This window comes from Pseudomonas sp. P9_35 (genome assembly GCF_034008205.1).
GTDB lineage: Bacteria > Pseudomonadota > Gammaproteobacteria > Pseudomonadales > Pseudomonadaceae > Aquipseudomonas > Aquipseudomonas kilonensis.
Window position 1 is genome coordinate 3,467,499 of sequence record NZ_CP125373.1, and the last position, 18,363, is coordinate 3,485,861.

General features: G+C 61.4%; 4 protein-coding genes. 3 read left to right on the forward strand and 1 reads right to left on the reverse strand.

Annotated features, from left to right (window positions below; genetic code table 11):
• The first annotated feature begins 119 nt into the window (after positions 1-119).
• Complete coding sequence (locus QMK47_RS15140; protein ID WP_320388621.1) at positions 120-14,915, forward strand: autotransporter-associated beta strand repeat-containing protein; 14,796 nt, start codon at positions 120-122, stop codon at positions 14,913-14,915.
• Between the two features lie 94 nt (positions 14,916-15,009).
• On the opposite strand, the gene QMK47_RS15145 is transcribed toward QMK47_RS15140, so the two are convergent.
• On the reverse strand, positions 15,010-15,732 hold the full coding sequence (locus QMK47_RS15145; protein WP_320388622.1) for a response regulator transcription factor: 723 nt from the start codon (positions 15,730-15,732) through the stop codon (positions 15,010-15,012).
• A gap of 819 nt (positions 15,733-16,551) precedes the next feature.
• On the opposite strand from QMK47_RS15145, the gene QMK47_RS15150 reads away from it, so the two are divergent.
• Positions 16,552-17,460, forward strand: a complete 909-nt coding sequence (locus tag QMK47_RS15150) for a hypothetical protein (RefSeq protein ID WP_320388624.1) — start codon at positions 16,552-16,554, stop codon at positions 17,458-17,460.
• Between the two features lie 452 nt (positions 17,461-17,912).
• Entirely contained in the window at positions 17,913-18,200 is a 288-nt protein-coding gene (locus QMK47_RS15155) for a putative quinol monooxygenase (RefSeq protein WP_253474841.1), read from the forward strand.
• Positions 18,201-18,363: the final 163 nt, after the last annotated feature.

Genomic DNA, 18,363 nt, shown 5'->3' on the forward strand with positions numbered 1-18,363 from the left:
GTGATATTTCTGCCTAGATTTGACGTATCGGTGTGCATTTGCTGCGTGGGGCGGTCAGCGCGCATCTGTTGAGCGGGAAGCTCGGCAGGGCACACCCAATAAGAAAAAAGGGAAAGTCCATGAATCATGTATTTCGCCTTGTCTGGAATGGACGTGCAGGTACTTTCGTAGCAGTCAGCGAGTATGCGAAATCCCATGGCAAAGGTCGCAGCGGTGGGCGGCGGGGTCGCAGGCTCCGAATACTCGCCTTGTTGCTGTCGGTGGGCATGGCGTTCAGCTCGATGCTGCAGGCAGCCGATCGGTATTGGGATACCAACGGCACGGCACTGGGCTCCGGTGGTACCGGCACCTGGAGTCTTTCCGGCGCTTTCTGGAGTCCCAACAACGACGGTGTCAGCGGCCCCTACAGCATCTGGAACAACGCCGCCCTGGACGACGCCTTCTTCGGTGGCACCGCCGGCACCGTGACCCTGGGCACGCCGATCACCGTGCACAACCTCACCTTCCAGAGCACCGGTTACACGCTCAACGGCAGCACCCTGACCCTGGGGGGGATCACGCCCACCATCACCGTCACTGGCGCAGCCACGATCAACTCGATCCTGGCTGGCAGCGCGGGTTTGACCAAGGCGGGGACCGGTACCCTCAGTCTCAACGGCGCCAACACCTTCAGCGGTGGTGTTGTGGTCAATGCCGGCGGCCTGGCCCTCAACGGCGATTCCGCGCTGGGTGCGGCGGGCAACGGCGTCACCATTGCCGGCGGCACAAGCTTGAGCAGTACAGGTGCCCTCGCCACGAGCCGGAACATCACCCTCACCAGCGGCAGCGTCCTGCTGAGCGGCGCCGGCGTGGGTTCGGCCCGCTTCACCGGCGCAGGCGGACTCAGGCTCAATAGCGGTGTCAGCCTCACCAACGCCGCTAGCACCTATACCGGGGCGACCATTTTCGGCAATGGGAATGGCGGTAGCTTTTCGTTCAACTCCATCGCCGATCTGGGCGTGGCCAGTTCCCTGGGTGCGGCAACGACGGTGGCCAATGGCACCATCACGCTTGGGTCCGGCGGTGGCGTTGGTGCAACACTGAGTTATACCGGTAGTGGCAGCAGTTCCAACCGCAACTGGCAACTCAACGCCGCGGGCACCGTGGCGCCGCTCACCTTCCGCAACATTGGGACGGGCGCGTTGACACTGACCGGCAACATGGTTGTGGCCGGTGGTAGCACCTATGGAACTAACTTCAATGCCAATTCGGCCGACATGTCATTGCTGGGCATCATTTCAGGCAATGGGTTGGTCTCCTATACCGGTAGCGCCGGAAGAACCATCACGCTTGGCAACGTCAATACGTATACGACCGCGACCGGCATCAACGGCGTAACCGTGCGGGCCGGTTCGTTCAAGGACATCGGCACCGCCAGTTCCTTTGGCGCCGGCGCGGTGGGGAATGGCATTGGCATCACCAATGGCGCTGTCACCTACACCGGCGCTGGCGACAGCAGCAATCGGACATGGGGGCTAAACGGCGGCGCGATCAACAACGACGGCACCGGCGCGCTTGCGCTCAGCGGCACCCTGGCGCTCACCAACACCGGCACGCTCGGCGGCAGTTACGTGGGTACCGACAACCTCTTCTCGGGCGTCATTTCTGGTACGGGCGGCCTGGCCAAGAGCGACGCCTCCACCTGGGTGGTCAGTGGCGCCAATACCTACACCGGCAGCACCACGGTCAATGGCGGCACGCTCCGCGCCGGTAGCACCACGGCCTTTGGAGCAACCAGTGGGGTCGCCGTGAACAGCGGGGGTACGCTGGACCTCAACGATCTGAACATCACGCTTTCCTCGTTGGCCGGTACGGGCGGCACCGTCGACCTGGGATCGGGGACGTTGACCCTGAATGCTGCTGCAGGTATCAGTACCGCCTACGCCGGCAACATCACCGGCAGCGGCGGCCTCGTCAAGACCGGAGCCAGCACGCAGACCCTCACTGGGACCAACACCTATACGGGCGCGACCACGATCAACGGCGGCACGCTGCGGTTGGACTACGGTGCAGCCACCGCGCCCACCAGCAACATCATTTCCAGCGCCTCGACCCTGAACATGGGCGGCGGGGTGCTCAATGCGATCGGTGCTGCTGGCGAGGCCAACACGCAGACGTTCAACGGTCTCTCCGTCACCGGAGGCAACAACACGATCGGCGCGACATCCGGCACCGGCGGCAGCATGGCGCTCAACCTGGGGGCGATCACCCGCACCAGTGGCCTGGTCAACTTCAACCTGCCGGGCAGCGGCAACCTCACCACCACCAATAGCACCCTGGGCGGTTGGGCCACGGTCAATGGCACCAATTACGCCAAGGTGGTCGGTGGCAACATCCTTGCTTTCACCACGGCTGACTATGTCAACAAGGACAATGCGTCCACCTGGCTGAACAACGAGATCCTCAGCGATGCCGGTGGCACTGCGAACTCGCCTTATTCCGGCACGGTGAGCGGCAGCAAGCAGATCGGCGGCTTGCAGTACACCGCGGCAGCCAACTCCACCGTGACCGTGGGCGCCGGTAATACCCTAGGTGTGGACGGCACCATCATCGTCGCGCCGTCGGTCGGGGCCACCAATCAGACAATCACGGGAGGTTCGCTCACCGGTACCTCCGGCGGTGGTGTGCTGGGTATCCAGCAGAACGGAACCGGAAACTTTACCATCGCGTCCCAGATCGTCGATAACGGCGGCAGCATTGGCTTCACCAAGGCCGGCACCGGGCTGGTCACGCTGACTAATGCCAACAACACCCACACCGGCGCCACCACCGTATCGCAGGGGATCCTCTCGGTCGGCAACATCACCAACGGCGGTACGGCGAGCGGCATCGGCGCCTCGTCTGCGGCGTCGTCCAACCTGTTCCTGGGAGGCAGCACACTGCGCTACACCGGTCTTACGACGACCAGCGACCGCGGTTTCACCATCGCCAAATCCGGCGCAATCCTGGGCAGTACCGTCGATGTCACCAGTGCCGCCAGCAACCTGAGTTTCAACGGCCTGGTCACCAGCACCGATGGCGCCAATTTCACCAAGACCGGCGCCGGCACGCTGACGCTGGGCAACGCGGGCAACGACTACACCGGCATCACCTCCGTCACCGGCGGCACGCTGGCGGTCAACACCCTGGCCGCTGGCGGCCTGGTCAGTGGCATCGGTGCGTCCAGCAATGCCTCGGGCAATCTCATCCTCAATGGCGGCACACTCGATTACCTCGGTGGTACGACCAGCACTGATCGTGGCTTCACCGTCGGCACCCCCGGTGCTGGCGGCAGCGTGGGTGCCATTGGTGTCAGCAACGCGGCCACCACCTTGACTGTCAGCGGTACGGCAGTGGGTGATGATGGTTTTCGCAAGGACGGGGCGGGCACCCTGGTGCTCTCCGGCACCAATACCTACTCGGGCGGTACCTCGGTCACTGCCGGCACGCTGCGCGCAGGGTCTACCACGGCTTTTGGCAGCACAAATAACAACCTGAGCGTGGCGAGCGGAGCCACGGCGGATCTCAATGGTTTCAACACCTCGATCGGGGCGCTCCAGGGTCTTGGCAACGTGAACTTGGGCTCCGCCACACTAACGGCGCTTGCCGGCGGGAGCTACGGCGGAGTCATCAGCGGTAGCGGCGGCTACACGCAGGCTGGTGGCGTTCAGGTCATGTCCGGTTGCAACAATACGTACACCGGCGCCACCGCCATCAACAGCAGCAGCCAGATTACCGTCGATTGTCTGGCCAATGGCGGGCAGGCAAGCGGTATTGGCGCAGCGACTGGCGCTGCTTCCAACCTACTGTTCAATAGCGGTTCTCTCAATTACACCGGTGGCAGCGTCAACATCGATCACGGACTCACAATACAGAGCGGGTTTGGCGTGCTTAACGTCACCAATGCGGCGACCACCCTGGGCATCAGTGGAGCGGTGGGTGGCGCCGGCACCCTGTACAAGAGAGGGCCCGGCACGGTGGTGCTGTCCGGCAACAATACGTATACCGGCGGCACGGTGGTTGATCAGGCCGGTATCCTGCGCGCCGGCTCAGCCACGGCCTTTGGCAGCGGCTACCTGAACATGGGTAACGTGGCTGGCGCCACGCTGGATGCGAACGGTTTCAATCCGTCGTTCACCTGGTTGCAAGGTGGCGGCACCACGGGCGGCAACATCAACCTGGGCGGGCAGACGCTGACGATCAACACCGGCAACAATACAGCTGGCGTTGCCTATGCAGGCAACATCAATGGCACCGGCAACCTGGTCAAGAACGGCGCGCAGACCCAGCGAATGACCGGATGCAACAACGGCTACACCGGCACCACTACCATCAACGGCGGAACCCTGGCCGTCGACTGCGTGGCCGACGGCGGCAGCAACAGTGGTACCGGAGCCAGCAGCGCGGCCGCAAGCAATCTGGTCATCAACGGTGGCGCCACCCTGTCTTACAGCGGCGCGGGCCAAAGCAGCGACCGCTTGTTCACGCTCGGCGCGGGCGGTGGCACGCTGGATTCCTCGGGCACAGGCGCATGGAACCTGACCAGCGTCGGCGCCATTGCGTTGAGCGGCACCGGCGTCGCGCGCACGTTGACGCTTAACGGTACCAACACCGACAACAACACGCTGTCGGCACAGCTCGACAACAACGGCGCGGGCGTCAGCTCGCTGACCAAGACCGGCACCGGCACCTGGATCCTGACCAACAATAACAGCAGCTACACCGGTGTCACCACCATCAGCGGCGGCGTGCTTGGGGTCAGCAAACTCAGCAATGGCGGCGCGGCCAGCGGTATCGGTGCAGCGTCCAGTGCGGCCTCCAATCTGGTGATCGGCAATGGCTCGACCCTGCGCTACACCGGCGCGGGCGACAGCAGCAATCGACTGTTCACGCTGGCGAGCGGCGTTTCGTTCCTCGAGTCGTCGGGTACGGGCGCAGTCAACTTCACCAATACCGGCACGATCGGGCTATTGAGTCCGAACTTGGCGCGCACCGTTGCCCTGGGCGGCACCAACACTGGCAACAACACCGTGGCCGGTGTGATCGGCAACAGCGGCACCGGTATCACCACGCTGGCCAAGAACGGCAGCGGCTCCTGGACCCTGACCGGCAATAACACGTACACCGGCAACACCGTCATCAACGACGGCAACCTGACGATCGGCGACGGCAACACGTCGGGCAATCTCGGCACCGGCAACGTGATCGTCGATGCGGCGACCTCGAGGTTGTCGATGAACCGCAGTGACACGGTCATCTTCAATGCCACCCTGAGCGGTCCGGGTACTTTTGCTCAAATCGGCACCGGCACCACCACGCTGACCGCGGACAACAGCATCGGCGCCACCACGGTGAGCGCGGGCACACTGGACGTGAATGGCGTGCTGAACACCGGCTCCGTCGCCATGACTGGCACCTCCACCCTCAACGTGGACGGCACCGTGCAGGCGGCGGGCGGAACGACAGCCGCAATCACCGGTGACGCAGGCGCCAGCACGATCAACGTCAACAGCGGTGCGACCCTGCGCGCCAGCGGCGACCTGGGCGACGGCAGCGATGCCCTTACCGTGACCGGCACATTGGATATGGGGGCCGCGGTGTTGAACCTGGGCGCTGGCAACGACACCCTGAGCATCAATGACGGCGTGATCAACGGCGCCGGCGTCGACGCGGGTGCCGGTACCGCCGACAGCCTGGTGATCAACGACGTCCTGGCGAAGACCTTCGGTGGTTTCAGTGGCTTCGAGCAACTGACCAAGCAGAGCGCGGGCACGCTGACCTTGACCGGTAACCAGAATTACAGTGCCGGTACCGCGATCAACGGCGGCACGCTGGATGTGAACGGCACGCTTGATACCTCGACCCTCGCGATGACGGACGCCACCACCTTGAACGTGGATGGGACAGTGCGGGGCATGAGCGGGACGACCGCCATCCTCACCGGCAGCGCCGGCGCCAACACAATCAACATCAACAGCGGCGCGACGCTGCAAGCAAACGGCAGCCTTGGCAACGGCACCGACAACGTCATCCTCGCAGGGACGCTCAACACTGGTGGCGCCGCCCTCGATCTGGGTGCGGGGGACGAAACCTTGACCCTGCGTGACGGCGCCGCGATCAGCGGCGTGGGCATCAACGCCGGAATCGGCAACGACCAGTTGCTGCTCGACAATGCCTTGGCGCTGACTTTCAACGGCAGCGCGACCGCGGGTTTCGAAAGCCTGCTCAAGCAGAACAGCGGCGTCACCACCCTGACCGGCAGTACAAGCTTCAGTGTCGGTGCCACGATCAACGGCGGCGGGATGAATGTGGTGGGTGCGCTGGAAACGCCATTGGTGAGTCTGGCCGACAATGTGACGCTCGATGTCGATGGCTCGCTGCAGGGTGTTGGCGGAGCAGCGGCCACGCTCACCGGCAGTGCCGGCGCGAATACTTTGACGGTGGGGGCTGGCGGCAACCTGGTCGCCAGTGGCGATCTGGATGGCGGCAACGATGTCCTGGACGTGGCCGGCACGCTCGACACCGGCGGTGGTACTTTCGCACTCGGCGGCGGCGATGACACGCTGAGCATCCACGACGGCACCCACATCATCGGCGCCGTGACGGCGGGTACGGGCACCGATACTTTCGCCACTGATATCAGTACCAGCGCAGACGTGGGTGCAGTGCAAGGGTTTGAAACCCTGACCAAGACCGGTGTCGGCGCACTCAACTTCAATGGCCCTACGGGTTCGGACTTCACGACCGTCAACGTGCTGGCCGGCATATTGAACATCAATGCCGCTGCCGGCTTCACCGGCGTATCCGACGCGACGGTCGCCAGCGGCGCGGCGCTGAACGTCAACGGCAGCCTGGGTTTCACCACAAGTTCTGACAGCCTAACCGTTGCCGGCAATGTAGCGGGCACAGGCTCCGTCGACATGCTCAATGGCGACGATCAGTTAACGCTACAGGATGGCGCTGATCTAAGCGGTCTGACGACGGCGATCAACGGCGGCCTCGGCATCGATACGCTGACGGCTGACATCGCCACCACCGCGGCCCTGGGGGGCGCGGTCAATTTCGAAACCCTGATCAAATCCAATGTCGGCACGCTCAACATCAACGGCCCGGTGACTTCGCAGTTCGATACGGTGCTGGTGCAGGGCGGGACGCTGAACATCGCCCCGGGGACGATCGTCGATCCGCAGACCACCGTGGTGTCCTCGGGCGCGACCATGACCGTGGACGGGACGTACCAAGGCACCGCAGGCAACGACACATTCACAGTGTCGGGCACGGTCAATGGCACGGGCACGATCAACCTGCTTGGCGGCGACGATGTACTGACCTTGAACGACGGCGCTGACCTGAGTGGGCTGGCCAATCCACTCGACGGTGGCGCGCATGGCGCAGGCGACACGGTGATGTTGAACAACGCCGGTGCACTTGCCCTCGATGGCGACAACATCGTCAACTTCGAATTCCTGCAGAAGGACAACACCGGCACGGCGACGCTGACCGGGACACAGAGCTTCAGCGGCGGCACCGCGATCAATGGCGGCACGCTGGATGTGGAAGGCGCACTGACTACGCCGACCGTGACGCTTGTCGACAATACGACGCTCAATGTCGATGGTTCGCTGCAGGGCGCGGGCGGTACGGCCGCGACGATTACTGGCAGCGCCGGCATCAATACGGTGGCGGTCAATGGCACGCTGGACGCGACCGGCGACCTTGGGGCCGGCGACGATGTGCTCGATGTGGTTGGCACGCTCGATACGCTGGGCGGAACCTTCGCGCTGGGCGATGGCGACGACACCTTCACGGTGCACGACGGCACTGATGTCATCGGCACCATCGACGGTGGCGCCGGCGTGGACACCCGCGTCTACGACATCAATCTGGCCGTCGACCTGGGCCAGTTGGTCAACTTCGAAGGCGTGACCAAGACCGGTACCGGCACTCTCAACCTCAACGGCCCCGGCGCGACCGATCTGCAGGAAGTCAGCGTGCTGGGCGGTACGTTGAACATCGGGCCCGCCGGCAGCGTGACGGCGACCCTGGGCAGCACGCTCAGCACCGTGGTTGGCAGCGGCGCCACCTTGAACGTCGGCGGCAGCTATGGCTGCGGCGATGGCGACGATTCCATGACAGTGTCCGGCACGGTGTCGGGCACCGGCACCATCGACCTGTGTGACGGCGATGACACGCTGACCCTCAACGACGGCGCGGTACTGAGCAACGTCGTCAGCGGCGGCAACTCCATAACCGTCGGCGATATTGTGCTGCTGAACAACGCCAATGCCTTTACGTTCGACGCTGGCAACACGACCAACTTCGAGCGCCTGCAAAAGGAAAACGCGGGTATCGCGACCCTGATCGGAACACAGGGTTTCAACAGCGTTAATGTGATGGCGGGCACGCTGGATGTAGACGGCACGCTGGAGACGTCGAATATGCTTCTGCTCGGCGGCACGACGTTCAACGTTGACGGCGTGGTACGAGGCTCCAATGGCGCCGAAGCGGTCATCTTAGGTGACGATGACGTCAACACGGTAACGATCGGGGCTGGCGGCTTGCTGTTCGCGACAGGCGACTTGGCGGGCGGCAACGACGTGTTGGACGTGTACGGTGAACTCAACACGAATGGCGGCAACTTCAGCGGCGTGCTCTCGCTGGGCGACGGCGACGATTTGTTCACTCTGCACGATGGGGGGAGGGTGGATGGCGTCGTCTACGGCGGCGACGGCACCGACACCGCCATCGCCGATATCAACCTGACCGCTGATCTCGGCGCACTGGTGCAGTTCGAAGTCCTGACCAAGACCGGGAGCGGCACCCTCAACATCAACGGCGATACCGACGGCGTGTTGTTCCCGTCTACCATCCAGAGCGTCAACGTGCTGGAGGGCACGTTGAACATCGGGCCGGATGGCATCGTGGCGGGGCCCGACGACGGTAGTCCGTTCAGTACCCTTGTTGCGAGTGGCGCCACCCTCAACGTGGACGGCAGTTACGGCTGCGGCACCGGCAACGACACAATGACTGTTGGCGGCGCGGTGACAGGCAGCGGCACCATCGATCTGTGTGACGGCGACGACACGTTGACCCTAAACGACGGCGCGGACCTGTCGGGTCTGGCCAACGCGCTGAGTGGCGGAAACGGAACGGATACGGTATTGGCCGACATCGCCGGCAGTGCGATCCTGGGTGGCGTGGTCAACTTCGAGACGCTGACCAAGACCAACATCGGCACGCTCAATGTCGACGGCCCGGCGTCTTCGTCGTTCACCACGGTCAATGTCCTCGGCGGCACGCTGGATGTCGGTGCCGCCGGCGCGATCAACGGCGTGGTCACCACGACGCTGGCAAGCGGCGCGACCTTGAATGTCGATGGCGTCTACACAGGCAGCGCGGGCAACGACAGCCTCGATGTGTCCGGTACGGTCAGTGGCACTGGTACCATCGACTTGGCCGCCGGCGACGACACGCTGACCCTCAACGACGACGCGCTGCTGAACAACGTCATCGACGGCGGCGCGCATGGCGCAGGCGACATCGTCGTGCTGAACAACGCCAATGTATTGAGCTTCGACGCCGGCAACACGATCAACTTCGAATTGCTTCAGAAGGACAACACCGGCACGGCGACGTTAACCGGGACACAGAGCTTCAGCGGCGGCACCACCATCAACGGCGGTACGCTGGATGTGGACGGTGCCCTGACTACGTCGACCGTGACGCTTGCCGACAACACGACGCTCAATGTCGATGGTTCGCTGCAGGGCGCGGGTGGCACGGCCGCGACAATCACCGGCAGCGTGGGCATTAACACCGTGGCTGTGGGGGCGGGCGGAACGTTGCTCGCCAGCGCCGACCTGGGCGCCGGCAACGATGTGCTCGACGTGGTCGGCACGCTCGACACGCAGGGCGGAACCTTCGCGCTGGGCGATGGCAACGATAGCTTCATCGTGCACGACGGCACCAATATCATCGGCACCATCGACGGTGGTGCCGGCCTGGACACCCGCGTCTACAACATCAACCTGACCGCCGATCTGGGCGCATTGGTCAACTTCGAAGGCGTGACCAAGACCGGTATCGGCACTCTTAACATCAACGGCCCCGCCGCGACCGACCTGCTGCAAGTCGACGTGCTCGGCGGCACGCTGAATATCAGTCCAAGCGCCACGGTATCGGTGCAGGACACCACGGTCGGCAACGGCGCGACGTTGAACGTGGACGGCAGCTTCACCGGCACGAGCGGTAACGACACTATGATCGTAGCCGGTATGGTAACCGGTACGGGTACCGTGGACCTGCTCGACGGCGACGACACCTTCACTGTCCAGGACGGCGCCGATCTGTCGGGCCTGGCGAATGCCGTGGACGGAGGGGCGGGCACTGATACCTTCCTGGCGGACATCACAGGCATCGCCACGTTGGGCGGGGCGATTAATTTCGAGACCCTGACCAAGACCAACACAGGCACGCTCCACGTCGATGGGCCGACGAGCTCGAGCTTCACTGTCGTCAATGTGGAGGGGGGCACGCTGGACATCGGTGCCGGCGGTGCGATCAACGGCGTGCTCACCACGACGGTGGCGAGTGGCACGACCTTGAATGTCGATGGCAGCTACACCGGTAGTGCGGGCAACGACAGCTTCGACGTGTCCGGAACGGTCAGCGGCAGTGGCAGCATCGACCTGGCCGCCGGCGACGACACACTGACCCTCAACGATGGCGCGGTGCTGAACAACGTCATCGACGGCGGCACGAATGGCGCCGGCGACACTGTCGTGTTGAACAACGCAGCTTCGATGACATTCGACAGCGGCTACACAACCAACTTCGAATTCCTCACCAAGGACAATATCGGCGTCGCGACCCTGGCCGGCACCAGTACCTTCTCCGGCGGGACCGCGCTCAATGCCGGCACCCTGGACGTGGATGGCACGTTGAATACACTCACCGTCACGCTGGGTGACGACACCACGCTGAATGTCGACGGCAGGTTGCAGGCAGTCGGCGGTACGGCGGCGACGATCACCGGCAGCGCCGGCACCAATACGGTGTCGATCGGTGCGGGCGGCACGCTGCTGGCCAATGGCGATCTGGGCGCGGGTAACGACGTGCTGGATGTCGTCGGCACATTCGACACCGGGAGCGGGACCTTTGCACTGGGTGATGGCGACGACCGTTTCGTGGTCCACGACGCCACTGTGGTGCTGGGCACGGTCGATGGCGGCGCGGGGCTGGACACCCGCGTCTACGACATCAACCTGACCGCCAACCTGGGCGAATTGCTGAACTTCGAAGGGGTGACCAAGACCGGAACCGGCGTGCTCAACATCAACGGACCGGGCGCAACCGATCTCCAGGAAGTCAGCGTGCTGGGCGGTACCCTGAATGTCGGCCCCAGCGCCAGTGTGGTGGCGACCGTTGGCAACACGCTCGCTACCGTGGTGGGCAGCGGTGCGACGTTGAATGTGGACGGCAGCTACGGCTGCGGTGCCGGCAACGACACGATGAGCGTGTCGGGCACTGTCAGTGGTAGCGGCACCATCGATCTGTGTGACGGTGACGACACGCTGACCCTCAACGATGGCGCGGTACTGAACAACGTCATCGACGGTGGCACGAATGGCGCCGGCGATACTGTCGTGTTGAACAACGCAGTTTCGATGACATTCGACGGCGTCAACACAACCAACTTCGAATTCCTCACCAAAGACAATATCGGCGTCGCGACCCTGGTCGGCACCAGTACCTTCTCCGGCGGGACCGCGCTCAATGCCGGCACCCTGGACGTGGATGGCACGTTGAATACGCCGACCGTCACGCTGGGTGACAACACCACGCTGAATGTCGACGGCAGGTTGCAGGCAGTCGGTGGCACGGTCGCGACGCTCACCGGCAGCGCCGGCACCAATACGGTGTCGATCGGTGCGGGCGGCACGCTGCTGGCCAGTGGCGACCTGGGCGCGGGCAACGACGTGCTGGATGTCGCCGGCACATTCGACACCGGGAGCGGGACCTTTGCATTGGGTGATGGCGACGACCGTTTCGTGGTCCACGACGCCACTGTGGTGCTGGGCACGGTCGATGGCGGCGCAGGGCTGGACACCCGCGTCTACGACATCAACCTGACCGCCAACCTGGGCGAATTGCTGAACTTCGAAGGTGTGACCAAGACCGGAACCGGCGTGCTCAACATCAACGGGCCGGGCGCAACCGATCTCCAGGAAGTCAGCGTGCTGGGCGGTACCCTGAATGTCGGCCCCAACGCCGGCGTGGTGGCGACCGCTGGCAACACGCTCGCTACCGTGGTGGGCAGCGGTGCGACGTTGAATGTGGATGGCAGCTACGGCTGCGGTGCCGGCAACGACACGATGAGCGTGTCGGGTACCGTCAGTGGTAGCGGCACCATCGATCTGTGTGACGGTGACGACACGCTGACCTTGAACGACGGCGCGGTGCTGGCTGCCGTGATTGACGGCGGCGGCCACGCCATCGGCGATACGGTGGTGTTGAACAATGCCGCGTCGATGACATTCGACAGCGTCAACACAACCAACTTCGAATTCCTCACCAAAGACAATATCGGCGTCGCGACCCTGGTCGGCACCAGTAACTTCTCTGGTGGTACCGCGCTCAATGCCGGCACCCTGAACGTGAATGGCACGTTGAATACGCCGACCGTCACGCTGGGTGACAACACCACGCTGAATGTCGATGGCAGGTTGCAGGCAGTCGGTGGCACGGTCGCGACGCTCACCGGTAGCGCCGGCACCAATACGGTGTCGATCGGTGCGGGCGGCACGCTGCTGGCCAGCGGCGATCTGGGTGCGGGTAACGACGTGCTGGATGTCGCCGGCACACTCGATACCGGGAGCGGGATCTTTGCATTGGGTGATGGCGACGATACGCTGACCATCCACGATGGCACCAACCTCCTGGGCACGGTGGCAGCAGGTGCAGGCACTGACGTCTTCAATGCCGACATCTCGGTGAGTGCTGACCTGGGCGCGGTGCAGAGCTTCGAGACCCTGAACAAGACCGATGTCGGCGTGCTCAACATCAACGGCCCGTTGGGGTCGGAATTCATCACGGTCAATGTGCTCGCCGGCACCTTGATCGTGGGCGCCAACGGCAGCGTCGTGGCGCAAAACACGACGGTCGCCGGCGGTGCCACGCTCGACGCGCAGGGCAGTTACAGCGGCACCGCCGCAGATGATAGCTTCACCTCGAGAGGCACTGTGCGCGGCATGCTGGACTTCGGTGCCGGTAATGACTCGGTCAGCTTCATCGGCGGCGATCTGAGCGGTCTACGCAGTCTGGGTGGGGGGGATGGCGATGACCGCCTCAGTTTCAGCGGTCTGGACCTCAGTACCGGTGCTCCGGTGCTGAACAATTGGGAGCGGGTGGAATTAGCCGACAGCAGCGTCTTCTCGCTGGCCAGTCCGCTCGACCTGAACGGTGGTCTACTGACCATTGGCAGCACTTCGCGCCTGCTCGCGCGCGCCGGTGCAAATGTTGGAGGAAGCGTTCATAACGACGGCCAGATTGATGTCGGATCGCACCGTCTGGCGATCAGCGGCGACTACAGCGGTAACGGTGCCCTCGACGTGCAGGTCGCTGCCTCCGCCGGTACGTCTGGTGGGTTGGACATAGGCGGTGATGTGGTCGGTACGACTCGCGTCAGTTTCGCCAACGATGGTACTGAGGCCCAGCCAGGGGCAACGATCCGAGTCATCAGCAGCCCCAATGACAATCCGTCAACCGCCGGAGGCTTCGTTTCGGACCAGACCGTGCGTTTAAACGGCAGTGTCCTGGCTTGGAATTTCGCTCAGGGCAAGAACGACTCGGACTGGTATTTGAGTTCGGCCGACAAGCTGCTGTTGCCGGAGATTCCCGGCTATACGGTGGTGCCGGATATCGGCTACAGCATGACTCTGGATAACAACCGACTGCTGTTTGACCGCATGGCCGGAGGCCGTGGAGATAACCCTTACTGCAATCGCAGCGAGGAAGAACGCACGCGCATTGGTCTGGAGTGGTTCGGCACCTGCGAAGGGCTGTGGCTGGCCACCATCGGCAGTCACTTGTCGATGGAATCGAATCCGGGGTTTGAATTCGATGGCAACAGCACAGGGCTATATGCCGGCTATGACCACCTGTTTGTGGACGAACAGGCTTACCGCTTGCGTGGTGGCCTGTTCATCGGCCAGCAGCAGGGCAATTACTCGACCACAGGCGACAGTTCGACCGGTCTGGTGAGTGTGGGCAGATCCAATGTGGACATGGAAGCACTGGCGTTTGGCGCCTATGGAAGCCTGGATTGGCAGAACGGCACCTATGCCGACATGAGCCTGACGGTTCTGCTGCCCGATACACATGTCCGCTCGGCCGATGGCTTCAGTGAGCAGATACGCGGCGACATCTTGAGTCTCAGTGGACAAGTGGGGCACAGATATCCCCTGAGCAACGGATGGGTAGTGGAGCCGCAGTTCCAAGCGAGTGCCATCCAAATGCGCTGGGACGACAAGACTGACTCAAGCGGCAAGCAACTGAATATAAAGGACGATGTACTGGGGTTAGTGAGGACCGCGGTGCGCGTCGAAAAGACCGTCAAGACAGATGGCGGCGCGACCCTAACGCCTTGGCTGGCCGTAGGGTTGCAGGACACCCTGGGGGAGAACTCGACAAACCTGGAAGTCACACTGCCAGGCGGGACTCGGCAGAACTTCTCTGGGCATGACCTGGGATTGAACGCAACGCTGGATGTGGGGCTGGAGGCCCAGGTCACTCAAGATCTGAGGGTATTTGGCACAGCTTCGGTAATAGGCGCGAACCTGGGAGGCAACGATGTGAGTCAGCAGCAGGTTAGCGTCGGAGTGCGCTGGTCCTGGTAGGGGAGGCTGACGAGTTGCCGAGATCGCGGTTGCGATCGCCCGGTGTTCCGGGACGATCGCGCTTCACACCAAGCGCAGAAAAACAGCTGCAGCGCTACTGCTCCTGTGACGGGTGGAAACACCTGCGACTGGCCGTAGAAACGTTCTGTAATGGCCGTTTTACGCCGCTTGGATCCGTGCAGTCGACCGTCATATCGTTGAGTAGATAGCCCAATCCCTGCGTAGCGAGATAATTCGCCAGCTCGACGCCGGTCCTCAGTCCGAGTTTATTCAGCGCGTTGTATTTGTGAGCGGCGATGGTCTTGTAGTCGCGGCTCTGGCGTTTAGCTACCAGGTGCAAGCATTCGCCACGGGCCAGCGACAGTAGGACATGCCACTCGAGGTCGCTGAGTGAATACCAGGGATGCTTGTGGGCGCTGCCAAGGTCGATCGCCGGATCGCAAAAAGCCTTCCCAGCTTTGAGCGCTTGGATGGCCTCGATGATCATACGATGTCCGCTGGATTTGCAGACGTAAGCACAAGCGCCTTGTTCCAGTGCAGCGAGCGCCAGGCAGGGTGACTTGTTCCCCGAGAAGACCACCACGCCGAGATGCGGCGCCTCACTCAGCGCAGCCCGTAGCATGGCGATACTTTGTCCGGCGCCAGGCATATTCAGATCCAGAATGAGAAAGTCGTAATGCTTGCTCGTCAAACATTTGAGCATTGTCAGACTATCGGCAGCCGCGTCGATGTGAGTTGCATCGGGAAATGCGTCCTTAAGCAGTTCACTCAAGGCATAGGTGATGATGGGTTGATCGTCTACCAACAAAAAGGCCATTTTTCTACCCCTGCCATCGTGCTGTTGGCGCTGATAGAAAATTGCCCCATCCTGCCAATTGCAATTTGACCCACGGCGGATTGCTGATTTCAACCTCAGCAACTGTGGGTAAATTTAGCAACGGTGCTGCTTTTGAAGCCTTCTTCGATCGTCCAAAACTGCGACTGAATATCTGCCACAAGTGGTCATGCATCGGGTCATCCTTTCCCTAAGATCAAAACGTTTCGTCGTCCGTCGACTGCTAATTTTCTTGCCCGAGCAATGCCGTGCTTTTACTCACTACTAGTGAATGAGCGTACTCAGGACGCACCTCGGTGCTTTGCTCGCGGCACCCGGTGACAGCTCTGACGCCGGTATTGGCCGCTCGCATGACCAAAGGATGCGCGTTGGAGGGCAAAGGCTGCAAGATGTTGGATACCCTATTTTGTTTCGACAATGCCGTAACAACAGCCTGGTTGGCAGCCTGCGGACGCGGCATGAGTGTAAGCAGGTTTACGCGATTCCACACCATCATCCCCCGTGCGACGAACTTGTAAGCGTCTGCGAAACATCTTGCTCATGTTCAGCTCTTTTCTGGGAGAAGAAAATCTACTTCGTAGATCCCCCATGCCGCGCGGACGGTGGGCAGAACCTAGGCTGTTCGCTGTGTCGTTTCGAAGTCCACTTTCGGATCCATCTACCGGCCAATCATCTGTAAGTCGTTGTAAGAAAAAAACAAACTGGCAGTGGCAGCCTCTCAAAAGGTGGCCTATACATGGACAGGCTGGCAAACAGAAGTACCAGCGCTTTTCCAATTTGATCGGACAAGGAGTCCGTTTTATGGCTACAGAACTGGACGCGTTGCTCTCAAGTATTCGCGACTGCAAAACCTACGACGCGGTAAAAAATCGCCTCGCTATCATCACAGAACAAAAGGACGCTGCGACTGACCCTGATGTGGTGCGGGCGCTGCGGGATGCCCAGGTGTATGCACTGGTCTGGGGGGTGTTTACTGTCGCTCTCGACCAGGGGGCGCCGATTGTCGCCTACGACAAAGCCCTCAAGGTACTCGAGGCCGCTCAAGCGAGCGCAGATAACAAAACTCTTGAAGCTGCCTACATCGCCTACGAGGCAGCTTATACCGCCCGCCAAGGGGCCCTAGATGCTGACAACAACCTCATCAACGACGCCATCAAATCCGTAACCGATGACGCAGCCAAGGCTGCACCCGGTAAGAACGGCATCGACGCCATTGCCGATGCTGCCGCCGCCGAAATGGCCTCGGCCGACATCGAGCATCACCTCGAAAGCCAAAACGTCATCTACTCCTCCGAAGGGCCTAGTGGAGACTCCTATCAGGAATACTATGACAGGGAGCGGCAGATCAGAAATATCACCAACCCTGTGAAGCAAGCGTGTGATGCTTATGTCAATGAGTATGTCACCCGTGTTCAAGTGGCGGCCCAACTCAAGCAATCACTCAATCGATATCTGCTCGTCTGGCGCGTGAAAACTACCGGAAACGGGAATCCACTGGCCGTACAAGGCATACTGGAAAGCATCGATGAGAAGAGCGGAACGTTCGTGCTGAGAAGTACTGTCTATGAAGGTCAACGCGACACGGTTTCGTTTTCCGACATAGGAACCATCGATAAATCACGGACGGGCTCAGGGGCACTATCCAGTGCAGTCGCACCCGGCTGGAGGAACGTAGATCTGGGCAAATGGGTTCGCTCCGACAAATATTAAAAATACAAAAGCGCTTAATGCCTGCATAGCGTAACCCTTCACGACAGCGCCCGGAGCTAGCATCCGGGCGCTGTTTTTTCGAAACCCGTCCGCTGGGCGTAAGCGTCCGTCCCTCTCGTAACCAAAGATAGGCCGTTTTTTTACCACGCCTGACTCCCCGTTCCCGCAGGCGCCACACGCCATCGGCCGTCACGCAAAAAAAAACGCAAGAGTGACTGGAATCGTGCATTTTTAATAATTTTTAATCATTTTCATTTTTTAGCTATATATATAGTAGTTGCTTTCATAGCGAACTTTTTGCGTCATATCGAATCGACACAAAAAACTTTACGTAATGATCTCTAACGAAAGAGGGTTTTTCGCTAGCTGCGCATTATGGCAAAGGAAAAGTCAATCTGCGGTTCCTACAATCGACGATGTTTCTTGTATTAAAACCTAACTGGAGAAGTAATATGCCTGTCAATCTCATCATCAGCTTTAATGTAAAAGAAGAAAAACTGCAATCGTTCAAGGACATCATGAACGACGTGAAGATCAATCTGCCGAAGGTGGACGGTTGTCAAACGGTCAAGATCCTCAACCATTTGGAAGATCCGCTCGCGTTCACGCTGGTGGAAGCCTGGGATTCGCCTGAAATGCACGGCACCCACGTCGACCAGATGATCTCGAGCGGTCAGTGGAAGGTCATCGTCGAGCATCTGAGCAGTGCGCCAGTCAGCGGCTACTTCAGCGAAGTTTGATGCCGTAACGTCAGCGGCAGGGCGCGTGCGCCGAGTCCGGCTGCGCCAGCTCGGGCATACACGCGCTACTGCTGTTACTTATTTTCTGCTATTTTCCTGGATATCCTATTCCCTCCCGAACGTTCTACTCGCTTGGGCAGCAGCGTGTCGCGCTACTGGATAC